At 72.9% G+C, this 17,115-nt stretch carries 13 protein-coding genes; 11 read left to right on the top strand and 2 right to left on the bottom strand.

Features of this window, described 5'->3' with window-relative positions; all coding sequences use genetic code 11:
• Positions 1–6 precede the first annotated feature (6 nt).
• The 3 genes from ACWY4P_RS10545 to ACWY4P_RS10535 all read left to right on the top strand — a co-directional run bounded on the left by ACWY4P_RS10545 (position 7) and on the right by ACWY4P_RS10535 (position 2,505).
• A complete protein-coding gene (locus ACWY4P_RS10545) occupies positions 7–1,146 on the top strand; it encodes a glycerophosphodiester phosphodiesterase (protein ID WP_456210080.1) in 1,140 nt (379 codons plus the stop codon).
• A 213-nt stretch (positions 1,147–1,359) separates the two neighbouring features.
• Positions 1,360–1,881, top strand: coding sequence for an RNA polymerase sigma factor (locus tag ACWY4P_RS10540; protein WP_456210079.1), 522 nt, complete (start codon positions 1,360–1,362; stop codon positions 1,879–1,881).
• Positions 1,882–2,001: 120 nt separating this feature from the next.
• A complete protein-coding gene (locus ACWY4P_RS10535) occupies positions 2,002–2,505 on the top strand; it encodes a GNAT family N-acetyltransferase (protein ID WP_352139721.1) in 504 nt (167 codons plus the stop codon).
• Positions 2,506–2,570: 65 nt separating this feature from the next.
• On the opposite strand, the gene ACWY4P_RS10530 is transcribed toward ACWY4P_RS10535, so the two are convergent.
• Complete coding sequence (locus ACWY4P_RS10530) at positions 2,571–3,032, bottom strand: hypothetical protein (RefSeq protein ID WP_456210078.1); 462 nt, start codon at positions 3,030–3,032, stop codon at positions 2,571–2,573.
• Entirely contained in the window at positions 3,025–3,393 is a 369-nt protein-coding gene (locus ACWY4P_RS10525; RefSeq protein ID WP_456210077.1) for a hypothetical protein, read from the bottom strand. The genes ACWY4P_RS10530 and ACWY4P_RS10525 overlap by 8 nt, the downstream gene beginning before the upstream one ends.
• A 120-nt stretch (positions 3,394–3,513) precedes the next feature.
• On the opposite strand from ACWY4P_RS10525, the gene ACWY4P_RS10520 reads away from it, so the two are divergent.
• The 8 genes from ACWY4P_RS10520 to cobT all read left to right on the top strand — a co-directional run bounded on the left by ACWY4P_RS10520 (position 3,514) and on the right by cobT (position 16,980).
• Positions 3,514–4,164, top strand: coding sequence for an HAD-IA family hydrolase (locus tag ACWY4P_RS10520; RefSeq protein ID WP_456210076.1), 651 nt, complete (start codon positions 3,514–3,516; stop codon positions 4,162–4,164).
• A gap of 394 nt (positions 4,165–4,558) precedes the next feature.
• Complete coding sequence (locus ACWY4P_RS10515; RefSeq protein WP_456210075.1) at positions 4,559–5,620, top strand: methionine ABC transporter ATP-binding protein; 1,062 nt, start codon at positions 4,559–4,561, stop codon at positions 5,618–5,620.
• A complete protein-coding gene (locus ACWY4P_RS10510; RefSeq protein WP_456210074.1) occupies positions 5,617–6,375 on the top strand; it encodes a methionine ABC transporter permease in 759 nt (252 codons plus the stop codon). The genes ACWY4P_RS10515 and ACWY4P_RS10510 overlap by 4 nt, the downstream gene beginning before the upstream one ends.
• A 118-nt stretch (positions 6,376–6,493) precedes the next feature.
• Positions 6,494–7,318, top strand: a complete 825-nt coding sequence (locus ACWY4P_RS10505) for a MetQ/NlpA family ABC transporter substrate-binding protein (protein ID WP_456210073.1) — start codon at positions 6,494–6,496, stop codon at positions 7,316–7,318.
• Positions 7,319–7,358: 40 nt separating this feature from the next.
• Positions 7,359–8,177, top strand: coding sequence for a MetQ/NlpA family ABC transporter substrate-binding protein (locus tag ACWY4P_RS10500; RefSeq protein WP_456210072.1), 819 nt, complete (start codon positions 7,359–7,361; stop codon positions 8,175–8,177).
• Between the two features lie 145 nt (positions 8,178–8,322).
• Complete coding sequence (locus ACWY4P_RS10495) at positions 8,323–8,973, top strand: GNAT family N-acetyltransferase (protein ID WP_456210071.1); 651 nt, start codon at positions 8,323–8,325, stop codon at positions 8,971–8,973.
• A gap of 378 nt (positions 8,974–9,351) precedes the next feature.
• Positions 9,352–10,605: a precorrin-6y C5,15-methyltransferase (decarboxylating) subunit CbiE gene (gene cbiE, locus ACWY4P_RS10490; RefSeq protein ID WP_456210070.1), complete on the top strand. Its 1,254-nt coding sequence runs from the start codon at positions 9,352–9,354 to the stop codon at positions 10,603–10,605.
• Positions 10,606–10,884: 279 nt separating this feature from the next.
• The gene (cobT, locus tag ACWY4P_RS10485) at positions 10,885–16,980 is read left to right on the top strand and encodes a nicotinate-nucleotide--dimethylbenzimidazole phosphoribosyltransferase (RefSeq protein ID WP_456210069.1); all 6,096 of its coding nucleotides are present in this window, start codon (positions 10,885–10,887) and stop codon (positions 16,978–16,980) included.
• Positions 16,981–17,115 lie beyond the last annotated feature (135 nt).

Below are 17,115 nucleotides of genomic sequence, written 5' to 3'. Positions count from 1 at the left end.
GTGGTCATGGAGCGGGAGCAACAGCCTGGACGGCGCACCATCCTGGGGGCCGCGGCCCTCGGCGCGGGAGCGATGGCGCTGGGCGGGGCGGGCACGGCCACGGCGGCGGAGGCGTCCGGGAAGGGCCACGGCCTGCCGGTGCCCACCGTCATCGGGCACCGCGGGGCCAGCGGATACCGGCCCGAGCACACGCTGGGCTCGTACCAGCTCGCCCTCGACATGGGCGCCGACATCATCGAGCAGGACCTGGTCCCCACCAAGGACGGCCACCTTGTCTGCCGCCACGAGAACGACATCACGGCCACCACGGATGTCTCGGCGCACCCGGAGTTCGCCGACCGCAAGACCACCAAGACCGTCGACGGCACCGCGCTCACCGGCTGGTTCACCGAGGACTTCACGCTCGCCGAGCTGAAGACCCTGCGCGCCAAGGAGCGCATCCCCGGCAACCGCCAGCGCAACACGCTCTACGACGGCCGCTGGGAGGTGCCCACCTTCGAGGAGGTGCTCCAGTGGGCCGAGCGGGAGGGCCGCAAGCGGGGCCGCCGCGTCTGGCTGTACGTCGAGACCAAGCACCCCACCTACTTCCGCAAGCTGGGGCTCGGCCTGGAGGAGCGGCTGGCCAAGCTGCTGCGCGCCTACGGGCGCCACCGCAAGGACTCGCCGACCTACCTTCAGTCGTTCGAGCCGAGCAGCATCCAGCGGCTGCGCAAGCTGGTCGCCACCCCGGCAGTCGTGCTGCTGTCCACCGCGAACAGCCGGCCCTGGGACTTCGTCGAGGCCGGTGACCCGCGCACGGTCGCGGATCTGGTCAAGCCCGAGGGACTGGCGTGGATCGCGGGCTACGCCGACGGCATCGGCCCCGACCTGTCGCTGATCATCCCGCGCGACGCCGGCGGCAAGCTCACCACGCCCACCACGCTGGTCAAGGACGCGCACGCGGCCGGTCTCGTGCTGCACCCCTACACCATGCGCAACGAGAACTCCTTCCTGCCGGCCGACTTCCGGCGCGGCACCGACCCCAACGCCTACGGGGACGCCTTCGGCGCCTTCAAGAAGTACTTCGAGACGGGCATCGACGGGATCTTCTCCGACAACCCGGACACCGCGCTGCTCGCCGCGGCAGACTTCCGCAAGAGCCGCTGACCCCTCGCCCCGGCGCGCGGCGGTGCCCTGCCTGTCCACGGGGGACACCACCGCGCGCCGCGGCGTTTCCGCGCACCCGCGGCGCTTCCGTGAACCCGGGCCGGTTCCGTCAACCCGCGTCCGCGCCGTCAACCCGCGTCCGCGCGGTCGCCCCGTCGGGTGAGAGACCGGCGTACCGGAAACCGGCCCCGACCCGCCCACGTCCCGCCGGGTATGGACCTTCTGGAGAGACTCCGCCCGCTGCTCGCCGCCGAGGCGGCGGCCGAGGCCTACGGCGCGGGCATCGAGCCCGCCGAGCTCGAACAGGCGGTGTGGCTGCGGCTGCTGGAGCGCACCCGCGCGGACGGGCCGCCGCCCGAGCCCGTGGCCTGGCTGCGCGGCGCGGTCAGGGCCGAGGTGCGCGGGGCCAGGCGCCGCGCCCGGCGGGAGGTGCCGTACGACCCGGTGGGCGACGGCCCGCCCTGCGGCCCCGATCCCCGGCCCGCCGAGCACGCCGTGCTCAGGGCGGAGGCGGGCCGGGCGCTGCGCGCGGCGGTGCGCCGGCTGCCCGGCCGCTGTCCCCTTTTACTGGGCGCGCTGCTGTCCGGCTCCGACCTGACGTACCGCGAGATCGCGGGGGAGTTGGGAATGTCACAGGGCAGCCTGGGCCCGGTACGTTCCCGATGTCTGGGTTGCCTGCGCAGAATGCTCACGGCGGAGATTGCGGCTCCTGAACTCTGGGGAAAGGAGCGTTAGACAATCGGCGCCTCGGAGGCGGACGTGCATCCTCGCGACGGCTCCAGCCAGGCCAACACCCCGGTCGCATCCTTACCCTCAGCGCGGCCGGTGGACCGATACAAGGGGAGGCATGCGCACATGGGCATGAGCGTGACCATCTCTGCGGCGACCGCGGACGACGCCGAGCAGATCCTCAAGTTGCAGTACTTGTGCTACCAGCGGGAAGCCGAGCTCTACGGGGACTACTCGATCGAGCCGCTGACCCAGTCCCTCGACGACCTCCGTGCCGAACTGGGCGAGGGCTGTGTGCTCGTGGCCCGGCTCGGCGCGGAGGTCGTCGGGTCGGTCCGCGGCATGGTCGACGACAAGGGCACCGCCGCCATCGGCAAGCTCATCGTGCACCCGCGGATGCAGCGGCACGGCCTGGGCGGGAGGCTGCTCGCGGCGATCGAGGAGCGGCTGGCCGAGGAGCGGGACGCCAAGCGGTACCGGCTGTTCACCGGCCACCGCAGCGAGGGCAATCTGCGCCTGTACCGGCGGTACGGCTATGCGCAGGTGGGCACCGAAGAGGTCAACCGCCGACTGAGCCTGGTCACCCTGGAGAAGGAGGCCACGCCCTCGGCGTACGCGGCGAGCGCCTGACCTACGTCGGTCGCCCGAGGCAGCGCCTGAAGCCGGTCGTCGCTCCGCCCGCAGGCCCGCCGGGATCAGCCCTGGCGGGCCTTGCGCAGCCAGATCAGCCCGGTGACCGGCAGGAAGATCGGGATGAAGAGATAGCCCATGCCGTAGTCCGACCACACCGTCTGGTCGGGGAAGGCGGAGCGGTCCGCAAGCGTCCAGGTGCCGATGGTCAGCACGCCGAGCAGCTCGGCGGCGCAGCAGACGAACGCCGCCTTGCGCGCCCCCTCCCCGCCGCGTACGAGCGAGACGGTGATGAACGCGTACACGACCGCCGAGACCGCGGAGAGGATGTACGCGAGCGGGGCCTCGTGGTACTGCGCGGCCAGCTGGTAGATCGAGCGGGACGCGGCCGCGACGGTGAACACCCCGTACAGCAACACCAGCAGCCGGCCCGGACCCTGACCGAGCCCGGCCGGGCGGGCCTGCCCGACCCGACCCGGCTGGTTGGCCTGGCCGGCCGTGCCGGATTCGGGCGCTGACTCAGGCACCGGTGCCTCCCCAGATGTCGTACAGCCGCACCTCGAGCACGGCCAGCACCACGGCGGCAGCGGCGACCGTCGCCGACCCCCACCGGGTCCGCTCCGCCAGCGACATGAACGCCGCGATCGGCACGGCAAGCCCCGAGCCGACCAGATACGCCACAAAGATCGCCACGCTGTCGTCGGGCCGCTGCCCGCGCGCCAGCTGCACGACCCCGATGACCAGCTGGACGAGGCCCAGCAGGGTCACCACGGCCATGCCGATGAAGTGCCAGTCCTTGGTGGGCTGGTCGCGGTAGGTGGCGAAACCGCACCACGCGGCGAGTGCGAGGGCGGTCACACCGAGCGCGACCGTCAGCGCGTCGATCAACGGGACCTCCGCGCGGTGCGGCGGCGCACACAGGGGGTGGCAAGCATGGGGACGAGGGTAATCGGCCGGGGAGGGCCCTCCGCGTCCGCCCCCAAGAGGGTCTTTGTACGCTGACCCGACATGGAGATCTCCGCTGACGCCCTGCTGTTCGACAACGACGGAACCCTCATCTCGTCCCTGGAGTCGGTCCACCGTTGCTGGAGCCGCTGGGCGCGGGAGTACGGAATCCCGGCGGAGGACTTCGCGCGGGTCGAGCTGCACGGCCGCCCCGCCTCCGACATCATCGGCGATCTGCTCCCCGCGCACCGCATCCCCGAGGCCCGCGCCCGCATCGACGAGCTGGAGCTGGCGGACGTACCGGGCGGCGGGGTGGTGGCGCTGCCCGGCACGGTCGAGCTGCTGGGGCGGCTTCCCTTGGACCGCTGGGCCGTGGTGACCTCCGCCAACCGCCAACTGGCCGAGGCCCGCCTCGCCGCGGTCGGGATCTCCCCGGGGCTGCTGATCAGCGCGGACGACATCACACGCGGCAAGCCGGACCCCGAGCCCTTCCTGCTGGCCGCCGACAAGCTCGGCTTCGACCCGGCCCGTTGTGTGGTCTTCGAGGACGCCCCGGCCGGGCTCGCGGCGGGCCGGGCCGCCGGGATGCGGACCGTGGCGTTGACCACAACGACCGGCCGGGAGCAGCTGGTCGCCGATGTCGTCGTCAAGGACCTGTCGGCCGTGTCCGTCCAGGCCACCGAGGGCGGACTGGAGATCACGGCGGGGGAGTGAGCCGGCCCCGTACTGTCCACAGACTGATCTGACAAGTCCGCTATTCGGACAAGTTTGATCGGCCCGTACATGTGTCTGCTTTACTTACGCCCATGACCACGACGAGCAGCCGCGCCACCGCGACCGAGGCGATCCAGACGCCCGGTGCTCGCTGTATGTGTCGAATGTGTGACCGCTGAGGGCCCCTGCCTGAGCCTCGCGCCCCGAAGCGAGACCCGCTGAGCTGAGCCGCGTCCGCACCGATCCGTGCCGGACCGCGCCGCCCCGCGTCACCGGACCCCGAAGCCGCGCCCGCGCTCGCGTGCGCCTCGGGCATTCCACGCCGCGTTCCGCAATGAACGAACCGTGCACGGCGGCACCATCCGCCGTGCACTCAACAGTGATGGAAACCCCTGTGATCACCACGACAGGCCTGACCAAGGTCTACCGCTCACGAGGCCGAGAGGTCACCGCCCTCGACGGCGTCGACCTCCACGTCCGCGAGGGTGAGGTGTACGGCGTCGTCGGACAGAGCGGCGCCGGCAAGTCCACCCTCATCCGCTGTGTGAACCTCCTGGAGCGCCCCACCTCCGGCACGGTCACCGTGGCCGGCCAGGACCTCACCGCGCTCGCCGGACGCGGACCGAGGGCCGGCTCGGCGCTGCGCAAGGCCCGCACCGGGATCGGGATGGTCTTCCAGCACTTCAACCTGCTCTCCTCGCGCACCGTCCGGGACAACGTCGAGCTGCCGCTGGAGATCCTCGGCGTGTCCGGCAAGGAGCGCACCCGCAAGGCCCTGGAGCTGCTGGACCTGGTCGGCCTCGACGACAAGGCGAAGGCGTACCCGGCACAGCTGTCCGGTGGCCAGAAGCAGCGCGTCGGCATCGCCCGGGCGCTGGCCGGCGACCCCAAGGTGCTGCTCTCGGACGAGGCGACCTCCGCCCTCGACCCGGAGACCACCCGCTCGATCCTCCAACTGCTGCGCGACCTGAACCGGCAGCTCGGACTGACCGTGCTGCTGATCACCCATGAGATGGACGTCGTCAAGTCCATCTGCGATTCGGCCGCGCTGATGCGCGGCGGGCGGATCGTGGAGTCCGGCACGGTCGCCGATCTGCTCGCCACGCCCGGCTCCGAGCTGGCGCGGGAGCTCTTCCCGGTCGGCGGGGAACTGCCGGGCACCGCCCGGACCGTGGTGGACGTCACGTTTCACGGTGAGGCCGCGACCAAGCCGGTCATCTCCCAGCTGGCGCGCACCTACAACATCGACATCTCGATCCTCGGCGCCGCCATGGACACCGTCGGCGGTCGGCAGGTCGGCCGGATGCGGATCGAACTGCCCGGTCCGTTCGAGGAGAACGTCGTGCCGATCGGGTTCCTGCGCGAGCAGGGGCTGCAGATCGAGGTGGCGAGCGGCGCCGAGGCGACGCTCCGCGGGGCGGATGACGTCAAGCTGACCAAGGAAGGTGCCAAGTGACCTGGTCCGAGATGCAGCCCCTGCTGGAGCAGGCCTGTTGGGACACGCTCTACATGGTCGGCTGGTCGGCCCTGATCGCGGTCGTCGGCGGACTGCCCCTCGGGGTGCTGCTGGTGCTCACCGACCGAGGCGGGGTGCTCCAGAACGTCGTGGTGAACAAGCTCGTCGGCCAGATCGTGAACATCGGCCGCTCCATGCCGTTCATCATCCTCATGGTCGCGCTGATCTCCTTCACCCGCTGGATCGTGGGCACCACGATCGGCCCCGAGGCCGCGATCGTGCCGCTGGCGATCGGCGCCATCCCCTTCTTCGCCCGGCTCGTGGAGACCTCGGTGCGCGAGGTGGACGGCGGGCTCGTCGAGGCGGTGCAGTCGATGGGCGGTTCCACCTGGACCGTCGTACGCAAGGTGCTGCTGCCCGAGGCGCTGCCCTCGCTGATCTCCAGCGCCACCACCACGATCGTCGCGCTCATCGGCTACTCGGCGATGGCCGGCACGGTCGGCGCCGGCGGCCTGGGCGACCTCGCCATCCGCTACGGCTACCAGCGCTTCGAGACCGAGCTGATGTGGATCACCGTGGCGATCCTCGCGGTGGTGATCGCCATCATCCAGTTCGCCGGTGACTTCGCCGCCCGCGCCCTGTCGCATCGCGGCCGCTCCTCGGCCACCTCGCGGCTGCGGCCGGCGCGCGCCCCGAGGCGGGCCGCGGAGCCCGGCCCGGTGACCAAGGTCGCCGAAGCCCCCGAGGTCCCCTGAGCCCCGGCCCCCTCCCAGCCCCTCCCGGCCCTCTCGTTCGACTTCCCTCAGCACTCCTCACCTCAGAGCGTCCCGCACCCGCAGCGGTCTCGTACGCCCAAAAAGAAAGGCACTTTTCGTGCGTAACACCACAAAGACCCTCGCCATCGCCCTCACCGCCGGCGCCCTCACCCTGGGCCTCGCCGCCTGCGGCTCGGACTCCGGCTCCGGCGACAAGAACGGCGCGCTCGTCGTCGCCGCGAGCCCCGTCCCGCACGCCGAGATCCTGAACTACATCAAGGACAATCTCGCCGAGAAGGCCGGCCTCAAGCTCGAGGTCAAGGAGTTCACCGACTACAACACGCCCAACACGGCGACCGAAGACGGGTCGGTGGACGCCAACTACTTCCAGAACCAGCCGTTCCTCGACGACTTCAATAAGAAGAAGGGCACCCACATCGTGCCCGTCGTCACGGTCCACCTGGAGCCGCTCGGCCTGTACTCGCACAAGGTGAAGAAGGCCGAAGAGCTCAAGAGCGGCGGGACCGTGGCGATCCCCAACGACACCGTCAACGAGGCCCGCGCGCTCAAGCTCCTGGACGCCAACGGCGTCATCAAGCTCAAGAGCGGCGTCGGCAACGAGGCCACCCCCAAGGACATCGCCGACAACCCCAAGGGCCTGAAGTTCAAGGAGCTGGAGGCCGCGCAGCTGCCGCGCTCCCTGGACGACGTGGACGCCGCGGTCATCAACGGCAACTACGCCATCGAGGCCGACCTCAAGCCCGCCAAGGACGCCCTCGTCCTGGAGTCGCCCAAGAACAACCCGTACGGCAATTTCCTCGCCGTGAAGAAGGGCAACGAGGACGACCCGCGCGTCAAGAAGCTCGCGAAGCTCCTCACCTCCCCCGAGGTGAAGAAGTTCATCAAGGACAAGTACGACGGCTCCGTCATCGCCTCGTTCTGACCACGGACCCGGACTGCGTGACCCCGGAGGAAACCACACCATGCGCAAGATCGCGGTCCCTCTCGCCGCCGCCGCACTCGCCCTCGGGCTGACCGCGTGCGGCGCGGGCTCCGGCGGCGGCTCGGACGACGACACGCTCGTCGTCGGGGCCACCGCCGTCCCGGCGGGCGAGGTGCTGGACTACATCAAGAAGAACCTGGCGGAGAAGGAAGGCCTCAAGCTCGAGGTCAAGGAGTTCACCGACTACGTCCTGCCGAACACCGCCCTCCAGGAAGGCTCGCTGGACGCCAACCTGTACCAGAACGTCCCATTCCTGGAGAACTTCAACAAGACGAAGGGCACCGACCTGGTGTCCGTGGTGGACGCCTATCTGCCCCCCATGGGTGCCTACTCCAAGCACATCAAGGACGTCTCCGGCCTCAAGGCCGGGGCGACCGTCGCGGTGCCCAACGAAACCACCAACGAGGGACGCGCCCTCAAACTGCTCGCCGCCAAGGGGCTCATCGAGCTGAAGAAGGACGCGGGGGTGACCGCGAGCCCCGCCGATATCATCGCCAACCCGAAGAAGCTCACCTTCAAGGAGCTGGAGCCGGCCCAGCTGCCGCGCTCTCTCGACGATGTCGACCTGGCCGTCATCAACAGCAATTACGCGCTCGACGCCGGACTCGACCCGGCGAAGGACTCGGTGCTGCTGGAGTCGGTGAAGGGAAACGAATACGCCAACGTCCTCGCCGTGAAGAAGGGCAATGAGGACGACCCGCGGGTGAAGAAACTGGCCAAGCTCCTCACCTCGCCCGAAGTGCGTAAATTCATCCAAGAGAAGTACAAGGGGTCGGTGCTTCCGGTCACCGGGGGTTAGCCGACACCCCGTGAAGGCTCCGTATCCGAACGCCACAAATGGATACGGAGCCTTCCGCTTGGCCACCCCGTGCTGCATTTCTCTCAGGCGATGCTGCATGCTGGGCTCTTCCCGAAACCTTGGACCCCCGGTTATGGAGCGGCGCATGACATCCACCTTCCCGGACATCTCCATCAGCACGGAACGGCTGGTGCTGCGCCCGTTCGAGGAAGCGGACGTGCCCGCGCTCACGGAGATGATGAACGACGAACTCGTCACCGCCTGGACCTCGATGCCCCACCCCTACACCACCCGGGACGCCCGCGAATGGGCGCTGCGCATGGCGCCCGCCGAGCGCACCGAGGGCCGTGGCATCGTCTTCGCCGTCGCCGAGTTCCTCACCCAGCGACTCGTCGGCATCGTGCACCTGCGCGACACCGACTGGCGCGTGCTGGCCACCGAGGTCGGCTATGTCACCGCCCCCTGGGCGCGCGGCGAGGGCTACGCGTCGGAATCCGTGCTGGCCGTCGCCCGCTGGCTCTTCCAGGACCAGAAGTTCGAACGGCTCGAGCTGCGCACCGCCGCCGACAACACCGCTTCCCAGCAGGTCGCCCAGAAGATCGGCTGCATCAGCGAGGGCGTTTTGCGCCACGCCTGGATAGCGCGCGCCCAGACGGAGGACGGCGGCTGGATCGACGTGCGCACCGACCTCATCGTGTGGAGCCTGCTGCCCGAAGACCTCGACGGCGTGCACGGCGACCCGATGACGGACACGGACGGCTTCAGCGCCTACCCCACGTACTCCGACTGGAACTGACCGCCCCGGCGCGCCCCGCCCCGGGCGCGCCTGGCCTCTGGCGTGCCCCGAACCCACGCCTCGCCTCTGGCCCGCCCCGGCCTCGGCCCGCCCCGGCCTCGGCGCACCCGGGCCCCGGCGCGCCCCGACCTCACGCCCCACGCCGCTCGTCCGCGCCGCCCGCCCCCGGGCGCACGCGCCCTGCGTCCGGAGGTCCGGACCAGGCGGGATAATCTCTCCAGGCCCGAGCACCGCGCCCGAGCACTGAGCAGGAGCACCTCGCCCGAGCACCTCGCCCGAGCAGTACCGTGCGCCCCCGCGCCGTGGCGAGCGCACCGGCGCCACCCATCTCCGCGGCCACCCGCCGCCCGCCCGCGACACCCTGGGAGACACACGACGATGGCCGACCGCGTCACGGTGATCGGTTGGGACGGCTCCCCGCTCACGGACGTGGCCCGCTCCGCTCTCGGCGCGGCCACCCTCGTGGCCGGCGCCGCCCACCACCTGGCGCTGCCCGAAGTCCCGCCGGGCGCCGAGCGGATCAGGCTCGGCAGCGTGGACCTCGCTGCCCGCCGTATCGCCCAGCACCGCGGCTCCGCCGTGGTCCTGGCCGACGGCGACCCCGGATACTTCGGCGTCGTACGCGCCCTGCGCGCGCCCGAGCACGGCCTGGAGGTCGAGGTCGTCCCCGCGGTCTCCTCCGTCGCCGCCGCCTTCGCCCGGGCCGGGATGCCCTGGGACGACGCCCAGGTCGTCGTTGCCCACAGCCGCGACCTGCGCCGCGCCGTCAACGTCTGCCGCGCCCACCCCAAGGTCGCCGTGCTCACCTCGCCCGGCGCCGGCCCCGCCGAACTCGCACTGCTGCTCGGCCCGGTGCACCGCACCTTCGTCATCTGCGAGGCCCTGGGCACCCGGCACGAACGGGTCACCGTGCTGACCTCGGACAAGGCCGTCGACCACACCTGGCGCGACCCCAACGTCGTCATCGTCATCGGCGGCTCCGGCGCTGCCACGGCGCGCAGCGCCCCGGCCGCGGGCGCCGCGCGCGGCGCACTTCAGGGCGGAGGGTGGCTTGCCGGCCGCGAGCCGGGCTACCCGGGCGCCGTACGCGGCTGGGCGCTGCCCGCCGCCGCCTACGCGACCGTCCTCGGCGACAGCGAGTCCTCCCAGCTGCGCGCCGCCCAACTGGCCCGCCTCGGCCCTCGCGTCGGCGACCTGGTCTGGGACATCGGCGTGGGCAGTGGCGCGGCGGCGGTGGAGACGGCCGGCTTCGGCGCCGCCGTCATCGCCGTGGACCGCGACCCGGACGCCTGCGGGCGCGCGGCCGCCCTCGCCCGCCGCTTCGGTGTACAGCTCCAGGTCGTCCACGGCACCGCGCCGCAGGTCCTCGAAGACCTGCCCGAGCCGGACGTGGTGCGCATCGGCGCCGGAGGCCCCGCCGTCGTCGCCGCGTGCGCCGACCGCCGCCCCGAGCGGATCGTCACACATGCCGCGACACGGGACGAGGCGGAAGCCGTCTGCCGGGCGCTGGAGGACGGCGGCTACGCGGTCGAATGCGCCCTCGTGCAGTCGGTGGAGCTGGACACCAGGGTGTGGGCCGAACGTGAGCGGGCGGTCGCCTTCCTGGTGTGCGGTCACCGCCCGCACCTGTGATTTTCGCCCTGTGACGTTCGCCCCGACCCTCGCCCCTATGAGCGTCGCCGGGCGGCGCCCGAGGTAGGCTGGCGGATCGTTGTACTGCCTGTGCCGCTGCCCGGCGTTCGGCGCTTTATCGGCCAATGGCCGGAATGCGCTCCCCTCTTGGCGGGCCGCGGTTGGCAATGCCTCGGGCGTGCTACGTGCCGCGCACCGCGTGCGCTCGTTCTTGCCTCTGAGGCTTGCTCTAGGCGGTAGGCGGTTGGAAGGAGCACTAGCGATGGGCGAGGGGTACGCATGACCGACACCGGCCAGGTCCCGGGCGAGGGGCTGCCGGAGAACGCAGGCGGACGACTCGGACAGCCGCATCCCGCGGATGTCCACACCCCCCCTGCCGACGCCGGCTTCATCGAGCAGCCGCAGTCCGCGTACACCTTCCTCGACCCGCACGACGCCGGAGGCGAGGAGGACGACCTGCTCCTCATGCCCGGCGCGCAGGGCGCGTGGAGCGAGCACCAGCCGCAGTACCAGCCCCCGCAGGCCCCGTACCAGCAGCCCATGACCCACCTGCCCGGCGGGTACGAAACGGCGGGCTACGACGCGGTGCCGGCCCAGGGCTATGCCCCGGCGCAGGCCGGACCGTACGGCCAGGGGCAGGCCGAGCCCTATGACCAGGGACCGGGCGGGCCCTATGACCAGATGCCCGGCGGGACCTATGCCCAGGTCCCGGGCGGGGGCTACGACGCGGGACCGGTCGAGTACGTGGACGCGGGACCGGCTGAGTACGAGAACGCGGGACAGGCCGAGTACGTGGACGCGAGGCCCGCCGAGTTCGGGGACACGGGACCGGCTGAGTACGGAGACTCGGGATCGGCCGAGTACGTGGACGCGGGCCAGGCGGCCGAGTACGGGAACGCGGGCCAGGCCGAGCACCAGGACGCCGTATCGGCAGAGTACGAGGACGCGGGATCGGCTGAGTACGTGGACGTGGGATCGGCCGAGTACGGGGACGCCGTATCGGCAGAGTACGAGGACGCGGGATCGGCTGAGTACGTGGACGTGGGATCGGCCGAGTACGGGGACGTACGGCCGCCCGAACCCCAGCCCGTGCCCGCTCAGCCCGCGCCTGCTCAGCTGACGCCCGCCCAGGCTGCTTCCGCCTACTCCGCCCCTGCCCAGACCACCACCCCGTCGCCCAGGCCGCTCGCCCACGCCGTCCCCGCCCCGCCGCGGCGCCCGCTGCACATGGGCCCGCCGGTGCCCGACCCGACCAACGGCGTCGTGCGTTCCCTCGCCGACCGCGGCCCGGCCGGAGTTCCTGCCCCCGCCCCCACCCCCACCCACGTCGCGCCCGACCGCCAGGCCGAGCCGCTCGCCGCCGGACCCCAGTACATCGATCCGCCCCACGACGACGCCGGACCGCTCCCCGGCCCGCAGCCCGGCAGCCCCTGGGACGCCCAGGCTCCGCAGGCCGTGCCCGCGGCGGAGGATGTGGCCGACCCCGCCGAGGAGCTTCAAGAGCCGGGCCCGTACGAGCCGCAGCAGTTCGCCGAGCCCGCGGCGGAGCAGGCCGCCGTCGCCGAGGCCATCCCCGCGGTGGCCGAATTCCAGGGCGTGGACCAGGCCGTCGGCATTCCCGCGCAGGTCCACCCGGACGCGGTCCCGCCGCAGCAGGACCCGGAGTACGCCCCCGGCGCGGACACCGCGCCGGGAGCCGCCGCGGAGGGCTTCACGGGCCCCGTGGCGGGCATCCCGGCCCAGAGCCCCCCGCAGGCCGAGCCATCGGCGCAGCCGTCGCCGGGCATCACCATCCCGGCCCAGGCGGACGGCGCCGCGGCCCCGGCCGAGCCCGCCCCGCAGCCCGTACTCGTGGCCCCGGGCCACGCCATAGTCGCTGAGGCCCCCTCGCCCGACGACCCCGCGCAGGCCCAGCCCGAGCAGCCTCAGGAGGCGGTGGAGGCGGCCGCGGAGGCTACGGCCGCCGCCGCGCCGGAGGCTCCCGCGACGCAAGCCACGCAGGGGCGCGCCGCCCGCCGCCGCGCGGCCCGGGGTCGGCCCGCCGCGCAAGGCGCGTCCACAGCGGGCGAGGCTCCGGCCGAGCCCGTCGCCGGCCCGGCCGCCACGCCGGAGGCGCCTGCGGCGCCGACCCCGCAGGGACGGGCCTCGCGGCGCCGTGCCGCACGGGGCCAGGGCCAGCAGGGACAGCGGACGCAGAGTCGGGGGGCGGCTGAGGCGGCTGTTGCCGCACCGCCCGCGGCAGTTGGCGATCCGTCGGATGGGAGCGCGGCCACACCCGCGCCGGCTGATGGCTCAGCGGGCGCAGCCGGGCCCGAGCCCGGGGCTGTGGCCGAGGGCGCGCCCGCTGCACCTTCGGTTGACGCGTCCGGCGCGGAGTCTGCTGCCACGGCGTCGTCTGGTGACGCGGCTGGGGCCGCCGCTGCGACTTCGGCCGAGGGCGCGGTCGCAGATGCGTCGGTCGGGGAGGGGGCGACTGCCGAGCCTGAGGCTGATGAGTCCGGCGCGGAGCCTGCCGCCACGGCCTCGGCCGGGTCTGCGGCTGTCGCCGCGCCCGGCGTAGACGCTGGGGCGCCCGCGGGCGCTGAGCCTGCTGTTGCGCCCGGAGAAGACGCCTCTGCCGTGGCCGAGGGCGCGGTTGTCGATGCGTCGGTTGGGGATGGCGCGACCGCCGCGCCGACGGCTGACGCGGCTGCGGCTTCGCCTGCGGTCGCCGCGGTGGCTGGCAACGCCGCGGCAGCCGAGTCCGCTGCTGATGGCGATGCTTCTGCGGACGCCGCGAGCGCCCCGCCGACGACTGCCGCGCCTGCGGCCGCCGGTTCCGGCGTGGGGTCTGCGGCTACCGCGTCGTCTGATGATGTAGCTGGAGCCGTGTCTGCCCCGGCGCCCGGCGGCGCGGGCGCCGATGCGCCGACGGCTGACGTGCCCGGCGAGGACTCTGCTGCCGCTGAGGCTGCGGCTGCGGCCGGAGGGGATGCGCAGGGTGGTCCCGCTGCTACCGCTGCGGCAACTGCTGCCGCGTCCGGTGCCGCGCCTGCCGCCGCGTTGGCTGGCGACGTAGCTGATGAGGACCCTGCCGCCGGTGCGGCCGTGGCTGAGGGGGGCGCGCCGGGTGGCGACGCTGCCGCCGTCGTGGAAACTGCCGCTGATGCCGCGCCTGCCGGTGCTGCGGTGTCGGCTGGGGATGCGACTGCCGGGCCTGCGGCCGATGCACAGGGCGGCGACGCCGTCACGGCCGCGCTGACGGCTGATGCGCCTGCCGCTACGGCGTTGGCCGGTGGCCCGATTGAGGCAGACGGGGAGGAGTCGGCCGCCGTGGCCGAAGTGCCGGGCGGTGATGCGGCCACTGCCGGGCCTGCGGCCGATGCACAGGGCGGCGACGCCGCCATGGCCGCGCTGACGGCTGATGCGCCTGCCGCTACGGCGTCGGCTGGTGGCCCGATTGAGGCAGACGGGGAGGAGTCGGCCGCCGTGGCCGAAGTGCCGGGCGGTGATGCGGCCACTGCCGGGCCTGCGGCCGATGCACAGGGCGGCGACGCCGCCATGGCCGCGCCGACGGCTGATGCGCCTGCCGCTACGGCGTTGGCTGGTGGCCCGATTGAGGCAGACGGGGAGGAGTCGGCCGCCGTGGCCGAAGTGCCGGGCGGTGATGCGGCCACGGCCGAGCCTGCGGCCGCCGGTTCCGGTGCGGGGGCTGTAGGTGACGCAGCCGGAGCCGAGTCTGCCGCTGCGGCCGACGAGGACGCCGCCGACGGTGCGGTCACGGACGCGGCGGAGGGCGTGACCGCTGTGCCGCCGACTGACGTGCCCGATGGGGACTCTGCCGCCGCTCCAGCTGTGGCTGAGGGGGGCGTGCCGGGTGGCGGTGCTGCCGTTGTTGCGCCTGCCGGTGTGTCGGCTGGCGACGTAGCCGGCGGGGACTCTGGCGCCGTTCCTGCTGTGGCCGAGGGAGACGCGTCGGATGGCAACGCTGCCGTCGCGTCCGGTGTATCGCCCGCGGCTGCTGACGTGCCGGATGGGGAAGCCGCCGCCCCTGCGGGTGACACGGCCACCGCCACGCCCACGGCTGACGAGCCTGTTGCCGCGTCAGCGGGCGCCGAGCCCGGCGCAGGCAACGCCGCCGACGCGACGACCGACGCGGCCCCGGCCCCGGCGACCGCAACGCCGGACGCGCCTGCCGTCGCCGCTGCGGCCGAATCGCAGGCACCCGATGCCGCGCCTCAGGAGGCAGCCCCCGCCGAGGCGACGGATCCCGCTGCCCAAGCGGCTGCCGCCGCGCTCGCTGAGACCTCGGCTGACGACTCGGCCGCCGCGCCGACTGCCGGTGAAGGGCCCGCGACCGACGCGTCCGCCACCGAACTGGTCGACGCCGCGCCCGCCGCCGACGGTGGCACCGGCAACGCGCCCGCGACCGACGAGTCCGCTACCGACGCGACGCCCACTGCCCCGGACGCCGAGGGCGCCGAGGCGTCCGTCGGCGAAGCGCCTCCAACCCCTGAAGCCGCGGGCCAGGCGGCAACCGCCGACGCGGCCGCGACCGAACCGGTTGCCGCGCCTGCCCCCGAAACCGGAGCTCCCGAAACCGCCGGGCCCGAAGCCGCAACCTCGCAAGCCGCACCCCCCGAGCGCACCCCCCAAGCCGCCCCCGCAGCCGAGGGCTACGCGGAGGCCGAGCGCGCCGCCGTCCACCGGGTCATCCGCGACCGTCGTGACATCCGCAACGGCTTCCGCTCCGACCCCATCCCGCACGAGGTGCTGCTGCGCGTGCTCGAGGCCGCGCACACCGCGCCCAGCGTCGGGCAGTCCCAGCCGTGGGACTTCGTCGTCATCCGCTCCGAAGAGACCCGCCGCACCATGCACGAGCTGGCCACGCGCCAGCGCGACGCGTACGCCAAGTCGCTCCCCAAGGGGCGGGCCAAGCAGTTCAAGCAGCTCAAGGTCGAGGCGATCCTCGAGACCCCGGTCAACATCGTGGTGACCGCCGACCCGACCCGTGGCGGCCGGCACACTCTCGGCCGGCACACCCAGCCGCAGATGGCGCCGTACTCCTCCGCGCTCGCCGTGGAGAATCTGTGGCTCGCCGCGCGGGCCGAGGGGCTCGGTGTCGGCTGGGTCAGTTTCTTCGACGAGCGCGAGATGGTGCGTGCGCTCGGGCTGCCCGAGCATCTGGAGGTCGTGGCGTATCTGTGCGTCGGGTACGTCGACGAGTTCCCCGAGGAGCCGGAGTTGATGAAGACGGGGTGGTCCAAGCGCCGCCCGCTGTCGTGGGTCGTGCACGAGGAGGCGTACGGGCGGCGCGCGCTGCCCGGCGAGGACCCGGCGAACCTGCTTCAGGAGACCCTCCGGGGCATCCGTCCGCTGGACGCGAAGGCGCTCGGCGAGGCGTGGGAGCGGCAGAAGCGCATGACGAAGCCGTCCGGCGCGCTGGGCATGCTGGAGATCATCTCGGCGCAGCTGAGCGGACTGTCGCGGAAGTGCCCGCCGCCGATCCCCGAGCCCGCCGCGGTCGCGATCTTCGCCGGCGACCACGGGGTGCACGCGCAGGGCGTCACCGCCTGGCCGCAGGAGGTCACCGGCCAGATGGTCGCCAACTTCCTGGGCGGCGGGGCGGTCTGCAACGCCTTCGCGAGCCAGGTGGGCGCCGAGGTGTGTGTCGTGGACGTGGGCGTGGCGAGCGAGCTGCCCAGCACCCCGGGGCTGCTGCCGCGCAAGGTGCGGGCGGGCACCGGCGACTTCACCGTCGGCCCCGCGCTGACCCGCGAGGAGGTGCTGCGCGCCATCGAGGTGGGCATCGAGACGGCGCGCGACCTGGTGGCCGCCGGGAACAAGGCGCTGCTCACGGGCGAGATGGGCATCGCCAACACCACCGTGTCGGCCGCTCTGATCTCCGTCTACACCGACGCGGACCCGGCCGAGGTCACCGGGCGCGGCACCGGCATCAACGACGAGATGCACGCCCGCAAGATCGATGTCGTACGGCGCGGTCTGGAGCTGCACCAGCCCGATCCGGCCGACCCCATCGGTGTCCTCTCCGCGCTCGGCGGCCTGGAGCACGCCGCCATCGCCGGGCTGCTGCTGGGCGGCGCGTCCCTGCGTACCCCCGTCATCCTGGACGGGGTGAGCGCGGGCGCGGCGGCGCTGGTCGCCCGGGCCATCGCGCCCGAGGTGCTGGCCGCCTGCATCGCCGGGCACCGCAGCGCCGAGCCGGGACATGTGGCCGCACTGAACAAGCTGGGACTGCGGCCGCTGGTCGACCTCGATCTGCGTCTGGGGGAAGGGACGGGCGCGCTGCTGGCCCTGCCGGTGGTGCAGAGCGCCGCCCGGGCCATGCACGAGGTGGCGACCTTCGATTCCGCCGGAGTCACGGAGAAGAGCTGATGTCCGCCCCCGCCACGTAAAGTGTGCGCGGGGGCACATCCCACAGCCGATCAGCCCCGATCAGCCGATCAGCAGCCGGTCAGCAGCCGATCAGCCGCTCCAGCGCCGCAGCGGCAGCGCATTCGCACGAGGAGA

The sequence above is a fragment of the Streptomyces sp. LZ34 genome (genome assembly GCF_053890475.1).
The sequence above is the reverse complement of the archived record's forward strand: the minus strand, read 5'-3'. Positions and strand labels throughout refer to the sequence as shown.